Source organism: Marinomonas sp. AWM4_232 (assembly GCF_056158325.1).
The window spans coordinates 3,636,181-3,651,686 of record NZ_JBSWTA010000001.1; the positions used below are offsets into that span (position 1 = coordinate 3,636,181).

The following is a 15,506-nucleotide window of genomic DNA, read 5'->3' on the forward strand; positions in this document are numbered from 1 at the left end:
TTTGGAGTAATGACTGTGTTCAATACAAGCGATTCCCTCCCTGTTATTCTGATTTGTGGTCCAACCGATATGCGTAAGTCCATTGATGGCTTAACCGCTATCGTTGCGTACGACTTAGAACAAGAGCCATGCTCTGATCGTTTATTCGTCTTTTGCGGTCGAACCCGTAATCGTCTCAAAATCCTGCAATGGTCTAGGAATGGTTTTTGGCTGCATTACAAACGCTTGGAAAAAGGTGTGTTTCAATGGCCGGGCATCGAAGATGAGCAATTGTCTTTGCAAGTATCACCAAGGCAGCTCAATTGGCTACTGGATGGTTTACCGCTTAGTCTTGATCAGGCCCACCCAAAAATTACCTACCGTTATCATGAAAATTAGCGCTCTAATCTGTAGATGGCTGGTATAATCCATGCCATGAAAAAGACTCTGAATGACCTACCTGACGATATTGATTTGCTTAAGAAACTCTTGCTTGAGCAGGCGGAGCAGTTGTCAGAAAAAGATGAACAAATTGATCATTGGAAGGCGGGCTATGAACGCCTGCTACAGCAATGGCGTTTGGCCCAACATCGCCAGTTTGGCAAAAGCTCTGAGAAGAGTCCAGGTCAAGGTGAACTGTTTGATGAGGCTGAAGCAGTGGTCGCAGAAGAAGAGACTTCAAACGAAGCCGATTCGTCGTCAGAAAAGAACGATGCATCAATGCGTCATCGCCCTAAGCGTAAAGTCTTGCCCAAAGACCTTCCTCGCACTGTCATTGAGCTGGATGTCGCCAATGTAGAAAAAGTCTGTGCGTGTTGCCAAGGTGCATTACATCGTATTGGCGAAGATCGTTCGGAGCGCTTAGAGTTTATTCCTGCTAAAATCACGGTGATTGAAACGGTTCGTCCTAAGTATGGCTGTCGCCATTGTGAGCAGAATGAAACGCATGTCACGATCAAACAAGCACCACCAGCACCCAGTCTTATCCCAAAAGGCATCGCAACACCAAGTTTGCTAAGCCAGATCATCACCAGTAAATACCAATTTGCTTTACCTCTGTATCGACAAGAGGCGCTGTTCAAGCAATTAGGCATTGAGCTGAGCCGCAGAACCATGTCGGACTGGGTGCTCAAAAGTGCCGATGCATTAAGACCGCTTTACCAGAGACTGAAAGACATTTTAGTCCAGCAGCCTGCGCTTCATGCGGACGAAACACCGCTCAATGTGGTGAAAGAAGATCGAGATAAATGCTACATGTGGGTCTATTGCAGTGGTACAGATGGTCCAGACACGCCTCATCCTATGTATAAAACGCCATTAATCCCCATTGTTTTATACGAGTTCCAAAAAACGCGCCAAGCGACCCACCCCAAGACCTTTTTGAATGATTACTCAGGGTATCTACACGCCGATGGGTATGCTGGATACGAACAAACCGACACACAGCTCGTTGGATGCTGGGCCCACGCACGCCGTAAATTTATGGACATTGCCAAAAGTTTAGGAAAGAACAAGACGGGCACACATACCGTGGCACTGAACTGGATACAAAAGCTCTATGCCATTGAAAGTAGAGCTGCACAGTGCGAGACAACGGAAAAGGCCTTCGCTTATCGCCGTGAACAGGCGATACCGGTGCTAAACGACTTTAAGAAGTGGCTAGAAAAAACAGTGAAAAACAAGCCGCCAAAAGACAAGCTCACCAGTGCTTTAAATTACTGTCTCAACCAATGGGATAAGCTTATTCGCTATGTTGACGATCCACACCTCAACATCGACAACAACCGTGCCGAGCGAGCCATCAAGCCGTTCGTGATTGGGCGAAAGAACTGGCTCTTCTCAAATACGGAAAATGGTGCCGAGGCCAGTGCGATGCTCTACAGCATGATCGAAACTGCTAAAGCCAATGGCTTGATCACTTACGACTACCTTGTGAAAGTGTTTGAAGAACTACCAAAACGCAAAACAGGTGCAGACATCGATGACTTGCTGCCTTGGAATGTGACGTTAACGTCTTAGAAGAAACTGTTCTCTGCTGCATCCGTGCAGCTTCATGGTCATCCTGAAGAAAGGCAGAGCTCCCATCCTAGGAGCTTAAACTATCCATAGCTCTCTGCCTCAAACGTACATTAAAGAGATCACAGCCTGTTTGCACCTTTTAAATGTCTCAAAAGTGTTATAGATCAAAAAACATCCTCAAGGTGTGAATGGCCGGACGCTTACTTTGTTCTCTACAAAAGCTCTCCCAAAGGACGTCATTCTATAAATCAGAAAGGAAACAGACGAGCTTCCTTGTCTTCACTCACCGCAGCAAGAGGGGCAAAAGAACCTTGGCTATTAGTGTCTTCTCTTCCAGTGAACCGTCTTTTTGCAAATCGATGCGTCAAGGCTTATGAAACAAGAATGCAAATTGAAGAAGGGTTTCGAGATATGAAAAGTAGCCGATTTGGCTTGGGTTTTGAGCTAAGTTACACGTTTAAAATAGAGCGTCTGATCAACCTGATACTACTCACGACTCTTACTGCGATCTTGCTGGTTTTAGTAGGAAAAGTCATAGAGTTGACGGGTCATGCGAAGTGTTTCCAGGTCAATACGATACGCAAACGAAGAGTCTTGTCTCACTTCTATCTTGGAAAACGAGCCGTAATTACCCGCTTCCAGATATCAAAAAATGACTGGCGAGACGGCATCAAACAACTCACTCAGCAACTGACGAAAAGGAAGCAAAATTATGCTTAAATTTGTGGGGATACCTCAGCATCTGAATAGATTTTCTTCAAGTCACCAATAGTATCAACATCCATTTTTTCTAAAACATACCTATATCCAGTTAAGTTTGGCTTCCTGATCGCTATCTGTCTTAAGGCACGCTTGTACAGCGCTTTCTTTTTCATAAATTTACTACAAACTAATATATAAAAACTGTCTTTTTCTATATCTAACTTTTTTAAGCATTGCCTATAGTCACCATTCTGGAAAAGCGTATACTTATTCATTTCGATAGTTTTTATATAAAGTTGAAAGAAATATTTACTAAAGTGACTCATTGATGGATTGACAGGTGAAATTCTTTCAATAGTGAGGCCAACCTTCAACTTAAAATATGGTACATATATTGACGAGAACTCTCTTAATTCATTTATGTAAGAGATCTCTTCAGGTGACAATAGTTCGAAAAAACTATTTAAGCTATTAGCATGTTTATCAATTTCATCAAAGTGCATGATTAATTCTTGACCGACTTCAACCATTTTTTTAGCATACTTGGGATTTTTAATAAGATTTAAATTTATGCATTTATTATAGCTAGCTATTTCGAAGTCTTTCTCATCTAATGATTTATGAAAGGTACTGCCTTGCCCCTGAACTCCTGTTCCGTAAATCAATCGTGAAGCACTTTGTGCATGTGACTTTATTTTTTCCATGTGAAATTTAATTACATGTTCTCGAATTTTTTTGCTTTTCCTATAATTCCAAAACCACATCAACCCTGCAAATAACACGGCTGCTAATATAGATTGAACTATTGGTAAAAAGTTATTAAATATAAATAATTTTAACCATATTAAAAAATGTTTACCTTCATCAATTAAGTTCAGAGAAAAATTTGAGTTAGCAGGCACTATGAAGAGCAGTATCATAAGGATACATTTTATAAAAAGATTCAAGATTCCATTCATTTTCAACTTCCTTTTAATACTTAGTTTTCCGGAAACTTGATTCAATCGGGCTGGGACAGCCCTCCTACAAACAAAAAACCCGCTACCTTCCAGCAGCGGGTCTTTCTAAGTCTATCAAACCAAAAGCCAATTAACCTTCGATCAAAATACGCAACATACGACGTAGTGGCTCTGCTGCACCCCAAAGTAGTTGGTCACCCACTGAGAAAGCGCTGATGTATTCAGGGCCCATGTTCAGTTTACGGATACGACCCACTGGGATACCTAGAGTACCAGTAGTAACTGTAGGCGTTAGACGCTCCATAGTTGCTTGTTTATCGTTTGGTACAACGTCTACCCATTGGTTATGCTCAGCAAGCAAGCCTTCGATGTCCGCCACTGGGATATCTTTGTTTAGCTTGATTGTGTAAGCCTGACTGTGACAACGCATCGCACCGATACGTACACATAGGCCGTCCACTGGGATTGGGTTGCCGTCGATACCTAGGATCTTGTTACACTCAGCCTGTGCTTTCCACTCTTCACGGCTTTGGCCGTTATCAAGTTGGCTATCGATGTAAGGGATCAAAGAACCCGCTAGCGGTACACCGAACTGGTCAGTCGGAAGTGTACCTGAGCGCATTTTCTCTGCTACTTTACGGTCGATGTCTAGGATCGCACTTGCTGGGTCAGCAAGTTCCGCAGCTACTTCTGCGTTTAGCAGACCGAATTGGTTTAGTAGCTCGCGCATGTGACGCGCACCGCCACCAGACGCTGCTTGGTATGTCATAGATGTCATCCATTCGATGTGACCTTTTTCGAACAGGCCACCAAGAGCTAGAAGCATCAAAGATACAGTACAGTTACCACCTACAAAGGTTTTCACGCCATCTTTAAGACCTTGTTTGATCACGTGTTGGTTTACTGGATCAAGAACGATGATGGCATCTTTGTCCATACGTAGCGAAGACGCTGCGTCAATCCAGTAACCTTTCCAACCTGCCTCACGTAACTGTGGGTAGACCGCTTTAGTGTAGTCACCACCTTGACACGTAATAATGACATCCATTTTCTTCAATGACTCAATATCCATTGCGTCTTGTAGAAGTGGAATATCCTTACCAATATCTGGGCCCGCTTGACCCGTTTGGGACGTAGAGAAGAACACTGGATCAATATGATCAAAGTCGTTCTCATCACGCATACGCTTCATCAGCACAGAACCAACCATTCCGCGCCAGCCGACTAAACCTACAGTTTGTTTTGACATGTTTTCTTTACCTTTTTTTAGTGTGGGTCCACTCATACCAAGAGCAGTATCCCGAGTTAATGCTTAAATTTTATGAATTAAGCGTTCAATGCAGCAAGCACCGCATCACCCATTTGTGATGTGCTTACTGTTTCGCTTCCTTGTGAAGCGATATCTGTTGTACGAAGACCTTGGTCAAGCACTGTGCTGACCGCAGCTTCGATCGCATCCGCCGCGTCTTTTGCGTCAAGCGAATAGCGCAACATCATAGCAACAGAAAGGATCGTAGCCAATGGGTTTGCAATGCCTTTGCCTGCAATATCCGGTGCCGAACCATGACATGGCTCGTACATACCACGACCTTCTGCGTTTAGAGAAGCAGAAGGTAACATACCGATAGAACCTGTCAACATCGCTGCCGCATCTGACAAAATATCACCGAACATGTTGCCAGTTACCATTACATCAAATTGCTTCGGTGCACGTACAAGCTGCATCGCCGCGTTGTCCACTAGCATGTGTGACAATTCAACATCTGGGTACTCTTTCGCAACTTCTTCCATGACTTCTTTCCATAGAACCGTCACTTCAAGTACGTTTGATTTGTCGACAGAACATACACGTTTGCCACGCTGACGCGCTGCTTCAAAGGCAGAACGGGCGATACGGCGGATTTCAGACTCGCTGTAAACGTAAGTGTTGAAACCTTCGCGCTCGCAATTTTTCAGCGTACGGATACCACGTGGTTGACCGAAGTAGATACCACCTGTTAGCTCACGTACGATTAGGATGTCTAGACCGGCAACGATTTCAGGCTTCAAACTAGAAGCGTCTGCTAGTTGTGGGTATAGAATCGCTGGGCGCAAATTGGCAAATAACTCTAGGTTAGAGCGTAGACCTAGTAGACCTTTTTCTGGGCGAACTGACATATCTAGGCCGTCCCACTTAGGACCACCCACAGCGCCTAGAAGGATCGCATCCGCAGCTTTCGCTTTGTCTAGGGTGACTTCTGGAAGCGGTGAGCCTGTCTCATCGTAAGCAGAACCACCTACCAAGGCAGACTCGTGCTCGATGTCTAGGTTGAATTTTGCGTTCACTGCGTCAAGGACGCGCACTGCTTGTTCTACGATCTCTGGACCAATGCCGTCACCCGGCAATACTAATACTTTCTTAGACATGTTCTTTCCTTACAATGAGCGCGCTTCGAATAACCAAGGCGCTGTTTTCATTCGTTGTTCTTCGTAAGCTTTAATCGCATCTGACTCTTGTAGCGTCAAACCGATGTCATCTAGGCCATTTAATAGGCAGTGCTTACGGAACGCATCGACTTCGAAGCTGAATTCAGCACCAGAAGGCGCGATCACTTTTTGTGCTTCTAGGTCGATGGTTAGTTCGTAACCTTCATTTGCTTCTACTTCTTTGAAAAGCTGATCCACTTCTTCTTCTGTCAAGACGATCGGTAGTAGACCGTTTTTGAAACAGTTGTTGTAGAAGATGTCGGCAAAGCTTGGTGCGATCACAGAACGCATGCCGTAATCGTCTAGTGCCCAAGGCGCGTGCTCACGGCTTGAACCACAACCGAAGTTTTTGCGTGCCAACAAGATGCTGCTACCTTGGTAACGCGCTTGGTTTAGGACGAAGTCTTCACGTAACGGACGGCCAGTACAATCTTGGTCTGGCTGACCTTCGTCTTGGTAACGCAATTCGTCAAAAAGGTTTTTACCAAAGCCAGTACGCTTGATCGATTTCAAGAACTGTTTTGGGATGATCATATCCGTATCAACGTTGGCCAAGTCTAATGGCGCTGCGATACCTGTGTGTTTTGTAAATGGACGCATCGCTAACTCCTACTGTTTAACCAAATCGTTTACGTCAACAAAGTGACCGGCAATCGCTGCAGCGGCTGCCATCGCTGGGCTTACCAAGTGCGTACGACCACCAAAACCTTGACGACCTTCAAAGTTACGGTTCGACGTCGAAGCACAGTGCTCGCCTTGACCTAACTTGTCAGCGTTCATGGCTAGACACATAGAACAGCCTGGCTCGCGCCATTCTAGACCCGCCGCAGTAAAGATCTCGTGTAAACCTTCTTCTTCCGCTTGCGCCTTAACTAGACCTGAACCTGGTACAACGATCGCTTGCTTCAAGGTAGCAGCCACTTTGCGGCCTTTTACTACTTCTGCAGCAGAGCGTAAGTCTTCAATACGAGAGTTAGTACAAGAACCGATAAACACGCGATCTAGCGTAACGTCAGCAAGGGTCTTCTTGCCTTCTAGGCCCATGTATTTCCATGCACGAGCATAACCTTCACGCGCAACGGGGTCTGCTTGATCTTCTGGACGAGGGATGTCTTGGTCGATGGCGATAACCATCTCTGGTGACGTTCCCCAAGTCACTTGTGGTTTGATGTCTGCGCCATTTAGCACTACCACTTCGTCAAACTGAGCGTCTGCATCCGAAACAAGGTCAGACCAAGCTTCTACCGCCATGTTCCAATGGTCACCTTTTGGTGCGTATGGACGGTTTGCAACATAATCGATAGTCGTTTGGTCAACCGCGATCAAGCCAACGCGTGCGCCCGCTTCGATGGCCATGTTACAAACGGTCATACGGCCTTCCATGGATAGAGACTGAATCGCTTCACCACCGAACTCGATGGCAAAGCCCGTACCGCCCGCTGTGCCGATCTTACCGATGATCGCCAATACCACGTCTTTCGCTGTCACGTATGGCGACAATTGGCCGTCTACGCGCACTAGCATGTTTTTCATTTTCTTTTGTACTAGACACTGTGTAGCAAGTACGTGTTCCACTTCTGACGTACCGATACCGTGTGCTAGTGCGCCGAACGCACCGTGAGTAGAAGTGTGCGAGTCACCACATACCACAGTCATACCTGGTAGTGTTGCGCCCTGCTCCGGCCCAACCACGTGAACGATACCTTGGCGGATATCGGTCATTTTGAATTCTGTGATGCCGAATTCGTCACAGTTATCATCCAATGTTGTGACTTGGATTTTTGATACTGGATCGGCGATACCGTTGACACCGCTCTTACGCTCTTCAACAGTTGTAGGAACGTTGTGATCCGGTGTCGCAATGCTTGACGTCAAACGCCATGGCTTACGGCCATGCATACGTAGGCCTTCAAACGCCTGTGGAGACGTTACTTCGTGTAGTAGTTGTAAATCGATGTAGATTAAGGCACTACCATCGTCGCGTTGTTGAACAAGGTGGCTGTCCCACAACTTGTCATAAAGTGTTTTACCTGCCATTGCTTTCTCTCCTACATAAGCATTGCTTTATAGTACTGGCTGAACTTAAATTACTCCAATTCATATTTTTCATGTTTTGGATAATTTTTTGGAATGATGGACATTTTAGAGCTATTAACCTTTATCAAAGTCGCCGAGACGCAATCATTCTCTGAGGCTGCGGATGCGTTATACATTACACAACCCGCGGTCAGCAAACGCATTGCAGCCCTAGAAATGCACCTTAACGTCAAGCTATTTGATCGCGTAGGTCGCAAAGTACATTTAACCGAAGCGGGCCAGCGGTTACTGCCAAAAGCGAAAAAAGTCGCTGAAGACGTGAATGACATCAAACGCAGCATGTCATTGCAAATGGATGATGTGTCAGGGGAGCTTTTGATTGCCACGAGTCATCATATAGGGTTACACCGATTACCTAAGCCCTTAAAATCCTTTCAACAAACCTATCCGTTGGCAGAAATTCATATTGATTTCACCCAGTCAGAAGATGCACACAAACAAGTTTTAAAAGGCGATGCCGAGCTGGGCATTATAACGTTGTCTGCTCACTCAGAAGCCATGCTTAATACCATCCCTATTTGGTCAGACCCATTGAAGTGTGTAGTAAGCCTCGACCACCCATTAGCAAATATGACTGATGTGGACGTGGTTGAGCTTTCAAAATACCCTTGCGTCCTCCCCCACGATAATACCTTTACACGTCAGATCGCGGAGAAGGTCTTCGCAGTGAATGGTGTTCGCCCACAGGTAAAAATGAACACCAACAATCTAGAAACACTGGCGATGCTAGCCAGTATCGGCTGGGGTTGGTCGTTAGTGCCTTCTACCGTAGTAAACGAACAATTGGTGGTGGTGAATTTGCCTGCTTTAAACGTGGAGCGTAAATTAGGTGTTATCCATCATAAGCAACGCACGCTGAGCCGTGCTGCCTCGGCGTTTATTGAATTACTACAAGAATCCGCAAATGAAACCTGATATACACGTTTAAATCACATGCGTTGTTATAAATAAATGCTAGGTTAAAGAGAGTCGTCTAGATAAAGGAGTCCGAGATGAGCAAGCAAGGGTCTGACTGGTGGCGTGGTGCCGTGATTTACCAAATTTATCCGCGCAGTTTTATGGATTCAAACGGAGACGGTATTGGTGACTTAAAAGGTGTCACTGAAAAAATGCCTTATATTGCCTCCCTTGGCGTGGATGCTATTTGGCTTTCGCCTTTCTTTACCTCGCCAATGAAAGATTTCGGCTACGACGTGTCGGATTATTGCGATGTGGATCCGATATTTGGTCAATTAGAAGACTTCGATGAGCTTATTGAGCATGCCCGCAAGCATAATATTAAGGTAATCATTGATCAGGTGCTCAATCATAGCTCTGACCAACACCCTTGGTTTAAAGAGTCTCGCTCTAGTCGAGATAATGACAAAGCCGATTGGTATATCTGGGCGGATGCGAAAGCGGATGGCACAGTTCCGAATAACTGGCTATCGGTGTTTGGCGGCCCCGCGTGGCATTGGGACAGCCGCCGTCGTCAGTATTACCTACATAACTTCCTCGATAGCCAGCCTGATCTGAACTTCCACAACCCTGATGTAGTGGATGCGTTATTAGACAGTGTGCGCTTTTGGCTAGAGCGTGGGGTAGACGGCTTCCGTTTGGATACGGCCAACTACTTCTTCCATGATTTAGAGCTACGAGACAATCCGCCAAAACAAGAGATTGTCGAAGGGAGTATTGGTGTGAGTTTGGACAACCCTTATGGATACCAATTGCACCTTTATGATAAATCACGCCCTGAAAACATTGCCTTTCTAAAACGTTTGCGTGCACTGCTTGATGAGTACCCGGGGACCACCACTGTCGGTGAAGTGGGTTGTGATTTCTCACTCAAGACCATGGCGGAATATACCCAAGGCACAGATAAATTGCATATGTGCTATTCGTTTGATTTGTTAACTCACGACAGCAGTATGACTCATATCCATAAAACCATGAGCACCATCGAAGAAGGTCTTGGCACCGGCTGGCCTTGCTGGTCCATGAGCAACCACGATGTGGAGCGCGTGGCTTCCCGTTGGAATCATGGCAAAGCAAATCCAGCGAAAAGTAAAGTGTTTATGGCAATGCTGTTATCGCTTCGCGGCAGTGTGTGCTTATACCAAGGGGAAGAACTTGGCTTACCAGAAGCCGAGCTAACCTTTGAGCAGTTGGTCGACCCATTCGGCATTAATTTCTGGCCAGAATTTAAAGGCCGTGATGGTTGTCGCACACCGTTCCCATGGAGCAACGATAGCAAAGGAGGCTTTTCTTCTACGGATAACACTTGGTTACCAGTGAGTGAGGCGCATTTACCCTTAGCGGTTACGGTTCAGCAAGGCGACCGCCATTCGGTTCTACATGCTTATCGCGACTTCTTACACTTCCGTAAGCACCACCCTGCTTTGATCAATGGCGAAATTGAGTTTTTATTCAGCGACGACGATGTGCTTGTGTTCACTCGAACACACAAAGAAGAGAGTCTTATCGTTGGTATCAATACCGGTGAGCAAGCTCATTTTACTGCACCATTGAGTTATGAAGTGAGTAACATCGTCATGCCTGAAGGATTAAAGATCGGCGAATACGAAAACCATAAAATGATCCTACCTGCCAACTCTGTGTACATTGGCAAGATTCAAGATTGATTTTAATATTTAGAAAGAGCAAAGGAGTGCTCAAGTAGCGAACAAAATTGAAACAATCGAAGCTTAACAATTAAGCAAACTAGAATGAGTATATTTGAGTATAACGAAGCTTAAGAAAATACAGATTTAATGAGTTTTTAGAAAAACCCAAATTTGAGGAGCGATAGCTAGATTAAGGTGGCATCTCCACCAGCCTCACCTCGGCACCCGAGTCCGCCGCTGTGGCTGCTTCCTTCCGGACCTGACCAGGTTAACGGTTTATCGTTGCGAGGGGACCAGCGGAGACACCATAAAGGAGGCCCGTTGACCTTGGAAGCGCATTATACGTAGCTTTTTTGAAAGTGCAACCAAGGATCTATATTTTTCAGTCACTTAGCGAATATTTTTTAGTGTGGGTTTCTCGGTATGTGACACTTTCACCATTGGTATACGCTTTAGCATTTAGTACTATACCCCGCAATTATTGATTGAGGACCGTTCGTTGAAGCTGTTTGTAAAAAACCTAACCCATGTTGATTTGTCTTACTTTTGCCCTACTCGCGGTGTGCTAGGTGAAAGTTGGCAAGCAGATATCGTGTTAACAGGGAAGCTAAACGATGAAAGCATGGTCTGCGATTTTAGTATTGTTAAAAAGATGATCAAGCACTGGCTTGACGCACACTTAGATCACACATTGGCTGTTCCTGGTAAAAATTCTGCGACTCTTCTAGAAGAGCTTAGCGACGACAGAGTTGCTTTTTCATTCCAACATGAAAATGGTCAGCGTTTTCAATGTAACGCACCAACGCAAGCCATTTCTGTTTTACCTGTTGAGCAAATCACGCCAGAAAATGCTGCCCGTTGGGTAGAAGAGCAGATCTTAGATCTATTACCAGCAGAACTAGAAGCCGTATCTGTAAAGTTCCACTCAGAGAGCACTACTGAGGCTCAATACCAGTACAGTCATGGTCTAAAGAAGCACGATGGTAATTGCCAGCGTATTGCTCATGGCCATCGTTCCGTTATTGAGATTTACCGTAACGGGGAACGTGATCGCACACTTGAACAAGATTGGTCAACTCGCTGGAACGACATTTATCTAGGTACTCAAGATGACCTTATTGGCATCATTGAAGAGAGTCACAACCGTTACCATCATTTCACTTATGTCGCCAAGCAAGGTTTATTTGAGCTGATTATTCGTAGTGAGCAGGTTTACATGTTGTCATGCGATACCACGGTAGAGTCTCTATCGGCACACATCGCTGAGCAACTCGCTCAAGAAAACCCTAATGACATGATTGAAGTTCATGCATTTGAAGGCATTGGCAAAGGTGCTATCTCTGAATTTAAGGTAAGCAAATGAGTTTAAAAGAATTTGAAATGTCTCCGAAAGGGACCGAGCTTGATCTTGATTTGATCATGGCTAATTTAAAAACTGACAAAGACGGCTTGATTGCGGCGATTGCACAGCAGCATGATACAAAAGAAGTGCTGATGCTGGCTTACATGAACGAAAAATCGATTCGTGAATCTCTTGAAACAGGTCAAGTGTGCTATTGGTCCCGTTCTCGTCAAACGTATTGGCGTAAAGGCGAAAGCTCTGGCCACAGACAAAAGCTAGTTTCCATGGCATTCGATTGCGATGGCGATGCCATATTATTACAAGTCGACCAGCAAGGCCCAGCTTGCCACACTAATCGACGAGATTGCTTCTTTTTTGAAGTGAGAGATGGCAAGGTGCATATTGATTCTGACCCCAAATAAATTGCACCATAATGGTTCACTTTTCACGTTCGACTGGTGAAAGTGAACCTCCCATCATTACAAATCTCTTCAATACTCCGCTTGCAACCATCCATTCTTGAACTAAATTGAAGTCATACAGTTCTCTCCTTTCTCTCTTAGCCACTCTCATAAGTAATTTTTATAACTAGTTAGCACTTTTGTAGCATCATAGTTGGCGCTACCAGTTACATAAAGCAACACTTAGCTACAGCTTACCATAGTTAACATATTGAAAATTAAAGAAAAGCTGGAATTAATATTGCTAGTATGGATAGATAAACACATCACAAAGGAACTGCGATGCCCAATTGTGAAGAGATTATAAAAATGATTATAAGGGTGACCTCATGAACAGCCTATCCGTACGAACCAAGATACTCTCTCTAGTATTTCTTTTTACCATTGCGATATTGGCAACAGCCGCCAATTCGTCTTTTACCAGCAAATCCGTTGCTCACGACCTGCAGTCCGTATCAAGCAAAACTTTAGAGCTCGTTAAAAACCTTGAGAAAGCAAGACAGTTACTGTTACAGCAAACGGTTGAGTTTGAGCGTGGCTTTTTCCAAGTCTCCATCGCCAAATCAATGGGCGGCTACGGTGTCGAGTTGATTAAAGAATCATCTGATAACTTTCAGACGTACTCAGCCGATCTCAAAGCCAGCCTAGAAGCGGTGAAATCGACACTGAACTCGTTGCCTGCAAACGACCTGCTACCAACGCTGAACGAGCAAATCAACACGTTAGAAACGTTACAAGTAGAATTCTTAGAAGCCAGCACCACAACTTACGATTGGTGGATGCAGCTTAAAACCATGCAAGCCAACAAAGCTCGCCGCAGTGCTGATGAGACATTAACGTCCATTAACACCAGCATGGAAGAAATCATTACCACCATTGATGCTTACAACCAGCAAGTATCGTCTTCTCAAGCAAGCAAACTGGATCAAAGCATCTACACTAATATCGGCCTTGCTGGTGTATTAGTGGCCATTGGTATTTTATTTAGCGTTATGATCATTAACGGTATCGCCCAACCGCTTCGCAATGCTGTTATTCGAGCTGAAGAAATTGCAGCCGGCACGCTTTCTCGTCGTCAATCCAATACCGGAAGAAAAGATGAAATTGGAGCACTAGAAAACGCCTTTGATCAGTTAGTTGATAAACTGAGTGACATCATTAAAGACGTAGCGGAATCCAGCAATGCATTGACCAATGCTGCCAACGATCTAAACCGAATTACTGACGAGTCAACCCAAATGGTTGGTGAGCAACGCTCGGAAACAGGTCATATTTCCCATGCAATTCATGAAATCCAGAGCACAGCAGTGCATGTATCCGAGTCAACCACTGAAGCCAGTAACGCAGCCCACTCTGCTGAATCTGCAGCAGAAGACAGTATGCGCATTGTTAACTCAACCATTCAAACCATTGAATCCTTAGCGCAAGAAATTAGCTCTTCTTCGAACACTATCACGAACCTTAAACAGAGCACGGATGAAATTAATAACATCCTAAATGTAATTTTAGGTATTGCAGAACAAACGAACCTATTGGCTTTGAATGCTGCCATTGAGGCTGCACGCGCTGGCGAGCAAGGTCGAGGGTTTGCAGTGGTCGCGGATGAGGTTCGTCATCTAGCGCAAAATACTCAAAACGCGACTCAACAAATTGAAACCATGATCCAACAGCTTCAAGCAGGCACAACCAAAGCCGTTGAAGCCATGAAAAACAGTCATGAACGTTCAAGCAATGCAGTGAGTCAGGTTCGTGAGGAAGGCGCCACTCTATCTAGTATCAGTCAGGCAATTTCTCAAATTAGAGCGATGAATGACTCAATCTCGACCACAGCGGAAGAACAAGCAGCCGTAACCACAGAAGTTCGTCGAAACGTGGATACCATTTCTGCGATTGCCGAACGTACTAACGAGTCTATTACCGCAATCAGTGAACGTTCTGACCAATTGGCATCGCTTGCTTCTCAATTAACCAGTAAAATCCGTTACTTTAAAGTTTAACCTTTCTACATTGATCAGAGAGCGCCTGCTCTCTGATCGTTTCCAAATGGAGTGAATATGTGTCGTTGGATGGCTTACCAAGGGAGCCCCGTCTATCTTGAACAGTGGTTGTTTGAGCCTGACCACTCTCTTATTCATCAAAGCCTAAGTGCGCGTAAGTCTGAAGTGACCGTTAATGCGGACGGTTTTGGCTTAGGTTGGTACGATGAGCGCGAAGAACCTGGTCAATACCATGAAATACTGCCTGCATGGAGTGACTGTAATCTTAAAAGCTTGGCTCGACATATCAAAAGCGGCCTCTTCTTTGCTCACGTTCGAGCCTCCACAGGTGCTTCAACCGCACGATCGAATTGTCACCCATTTGGTTATAAGAACTGGCTCTTTATGCACAATGGACAAATCGGTCAGTACGAGCAAGTGCGCTGGCAGATCGATCGTTGGATACCAGAAGAGCTTTATAATCATCGACGTGGCGGCACAGACTCCGAGGCGATTTTCATGCTGATGATTGCAAATGGGTTGGATGAAAACCCAGCGAATGCCATCAACAAGACGCTGCAGCAGATCTTAGATCTTATGCGCGAGAAAGGTATTACAGAACCATTTAGGTTCACCAGTATGCTTTCAAATGGCAAAGACATGTGGGCAGTTCGCTTTTCAAGCGATGAACATGCGCCATCACTTTACTACAAGCAGTTTGGCGGTCATGTCGTCGTGGGCTCAGAGCCATTAGATCTTTCTGGTGAAGGTTGGCAACTAGTCGAACCAGGACACATCGTAAAAGTTGGTATAGAGCATTACAACAGCCAATCATTAACCGTTGAGTAATGCTCTTCTGAGTAAATAATAGACATAAAATTGGGTGCCATTTAGGCACC

Annotated in this window: 14 protein-coding genes and 1 other RNA gene; 9 read left to right on the forward strand and 6 right to left on the reverse strand. The window is 45.0% G+C overall.

Annotation, left to right across the window (positions count from 1 at the left end; translation table 11 throughout):
• Positions 1–15 precede the first annotated feature (15 nt).
• The 3 genes from tnpB to ACXAC1_RS17240 all read left to right on the forward strand — a co-directional run bounded on the left by tnpB (position 16) and on the right by ACXAC1_RS17240 (position 2,718).
• Positions 16–378, forward strand: a complete 363-nt coding sequence (gene tnpB / locus ACXAC1_RS17230) for an IS66 family insertion sequence element accessory protein TnpB (protein ID WP_475057608.1) — start codon at positions 16–18, stop codon at positions 376–378.
• Between the two features lie 36 nt (positions 379–414).
• The gene (tnpC, locus tag ACXAC1_RS17235) at positions 415–1,998 is read left to right on the forward strand and encodes an IS66 family transposase (protein WP_475057611.1); all 1,584 of its coding nucleotides are present in this window, start codon (positions 415–417) and stop codon (positions 1,996–1,998) included.
• A 273-nt stretch (positions 1,999–2,271) separates the two neighbouring features.
• The gene (locus ACXAC1_RS17240) at positions 2,272–2,718 is read left to right on the forward strand and encodes a hypothetical protein (RefSeq protein WP_475063069.1); all 447 of its coding nucleotides are present in this window, start codon (positions 2,272–2,274) and stop codon (positions 2,716–2,718) included.
• Here ACXAC1_RS17240 and ACXAC1_RS17245 read toward each other — a convergent pair.
• From ACXAC1_RS17245 to leuC, 5 genes are all read right to left on the reverse strand, one after another.
• Positions 2,715–3,659, reverse strand: coding sequence for a hypothetical protein (locus tag ACXAC1_RS17245; RefSeq protein WP_475063071.1), 945 nt, complete (start codon positions 3,657–3,659; stop codon positions 2,715–2,717). The genes ACXAC1_RS17240 and ACXAC1_RS17245 overlap by 4 nt on opposite strands.
• A 130-nt stretch (positions 3,660–3,789) precedes the next feature.
• Complete coding sequence (gene asd, locus ACXAC1_RS17250; RefSeq protein WP_475063072.1) at positions 3,790–4,908, reverse strand: aspartate-semialdehyde dehydrogenase; 1,119 nt, start codon at positions 4,906–4,908, stop codon at positions 3,790–3,792.
• 77 nt (positions 4,909–4,985) lie between these two features.
• Positions 4,986–6,065: a 3-isopropylmalate dehydrogenase gene (gene leuB / locus ACXAC1_RS17255; protein WP_475063073.1), complete on the reverse strand. Its 1,080-nt coding sequence runs from the start codon at positions 6,063–6,065 to the stop codon at positions 4,986–4,988.
• Positions 6,066–6,074: 9 nt separating this feature from the next.
• Positions 6,075–6,725 carry a 3-isopropylmalate dehydratase small subunit gene (gene leuD, locus ACXAC1_RS17260; RefSeq protein ID WP_475063075.1) on the reverse strand — a complete coding sequence of 217 codons (651 nt, stop codon included), beginning with the start codon at positions 6,723–6,725 and terminating at the stop codon, positions 6,075–6,077.
• 9 nt (positions 6,726–6,734) lie between these two features.
• Entirely contained in the window at positions 6,735–8,162 is a 1,428-nt protein-coding gene (gene leuC / locus ACXAC1_RS17265; protein ID WP_475063076.1) for a 3-isopropylmalate dehydratase large subunit, read from the reverse strand.
• A gap of 93 nt (positions 8,163–8,255) precedes the next feature.
• Between leuC and ACXAC1_RS17270 the strand changes: the two genes are divergently transcribed.
• Both ACXAC1_RS17270 and ACXAC1_RS17275 read left to right on the forward strand, forming a co-directional pair.
• Positions 8,256–9,137 carry a LysR family transcriptional regulator gene (locus tag ACXAC1_RS17270; RefSeq protein WP_475063077.1) on the forward strand — a complete coding sequence of 294 codons (882 nt, stop codon included), beginning with the start codon at positions 8,256–8,258 and terminating at the stop codon, positions 9,135–9,137.
• Between the two features lie 77 nt (positions 9,138–9,214).
• Positions 9,215–10,846 carry an alpha-amylase family glycosyl hydrolase gene (locus ACXAC1_RS17275; protein WP_475063078.1) on the forward strand — a complete coding sequence of 544 codons (1,632 nt, stop codon included), beginning with the start codon at positions 9,215–9,217 and terminating at the stop codon, positions 10,844–10,846.
• A 184-nt stretch (positions 10,847–11,030) separates the two neighbouring features.
• Here the strand turns inward: ACXAC1_RS17275 and ffs are convergent.
• An RNA gene (gene ffs / locus ACXAC1_RS17280) (signal recognition particle sRNA small type) lies at positions 11,031–11,127 on the reverse strand.
• Positions 11,128–11,327: 200 nt separating this feature from the next.
• Between ffs and ACXAC1_RS17285 the strand changes: the two genes are divergently transcribed.
• The 4 genes from ACXAC1_RS17285 (at position 11,328) to ACXAC1_RS17300 (ending at position 15,456) form a co-directional block, all read left to right on the forward strand.
• Positions 11,328–12,191: a 6-carboxytetrahydropterin synthase gene (locus tag ACXAC1_RS17285; RefSeq protein ID WP_475063079.1), complete on the forward strand. Its 864-nt coding sequence runs from the start codon at positions 11,328–11,330 to the stop codon at positions 12,189–12,191.
• The gene (hisI, locus tag ACXAC1_RS17290) at positions 12,188–12,592 is read left to right on the forward strand and encodes a phosphoribosyl-AMP cyclohydrolase (RefSeq protein ID WP_133559638.1); all 405 of its coding nucleotides are present in this window, start codon (positions 12,188–12,190) and stop codon (positions 12,590–12,592) included. Before ACXAC1_RS17285 ends, hisI begins: the two co-directional genes overlap by 4 nt.
• A gap of 368 nt (positions 12,593–12,960) precedes the next feature.
• Positions 12,961–14,628, forward strand: a complete 1,668-nt coding sequence (locus ACXAC1_RS17295; protein WP_475063081.1) for a methyl-accepting chemotaxis protein — start codon at positions 12,961–12,963, stop codon at positions 14,626–14,628.
• Positions 14,629–14,685: 57 nt separating this feature from the next.
• Positions 14,686–15,456 carry a class II glutamine amidotransferase gene (locus ACXAC1_RS17300; RefSeq protein WP_475063083.1) on the forward strand — a complete coding sequence of 257 codons (771 nt, stop codon included), beginning with the start codon at positions 14,686–14,688 and terminating at the stop codon, positions 15,454–15,456.
• The last annotated feature ends 50 nt before the right edge of the window (positions 15,457–15,506 follow it).

Coding starts and splice junctions, on each gene's coding strand:
- tnpC (WP_475057611.1), top strand. CDS start 415: ATGAAAAAGACTCTGAATGACCTACCTGACGATATTGATTTGCTTAAG.
- ACXAC1_RS17245 (WP_475063071.1), bottom strand. CDS start 3,659: ATGAATGGAATCTTGAATCTTTTTATAAAATGTATCCTTATGATACTG.
- asd (WP_475063072.1), bottom strand. CDS start 4,908: ATGTCAAAACAAACTGTAGGTTTAGTCGGCTGGCGCGGAATGGTTGGT.
- leuB (WP_475063073.1), bottom strand. CDS start 6,065: ATGTCTAAGAAAGTATTAGTATTGCCGGGTGACGGCATTGGTCCAGAG.
- leuD (WP_475063075.1), bottom strand. CDS start 6,725: ATGCGTCCATTTACAAAACACACAGGTATCGCAGCGCCATTAGACTTG.
- leuC (WP_475063076.1), bottom strand. CDS start 8,162: ATGGCAGGTAAAACACTTTATGACAAGTTGTGGGACAGCCACCTTGTT.
- ACXAC1_RS17270 (WP_475063077.1), top strand. CDS start 8,256: ATGATGGACATTTTAGAGCTATTAACCTTTATCAAAGTCGCCGAGACG.
- ACXAC1_RS17275 (WP_475063078.1), top strand. CDS start 9,215: ATGAGCAAGCAAGGGTCTGACTGGTGGCGTGGTGCCGTGATTTACCAA.
- hisI (WP_133559638.1), top strand. CDS start 12,188: ATGAGTTTAAAAGAATTTGAAATGTCTCCGAAAGGGACCGAGCTTGAT.
- ACXAC1_RS17295 (WP_475063081.1), top strand. CDS start 12,961: ATGAACAGCCTATCCGTACGAACCAAGATACTCTCTCTAGTATTTCTT.
- ACXAC1_RS17300 (WP_475063083.1), top strand. CDS start 14,686: ATGTGTCGTTGGATGGCTTACCAAGGGAGCCCCGTCTATCTTGAACAG.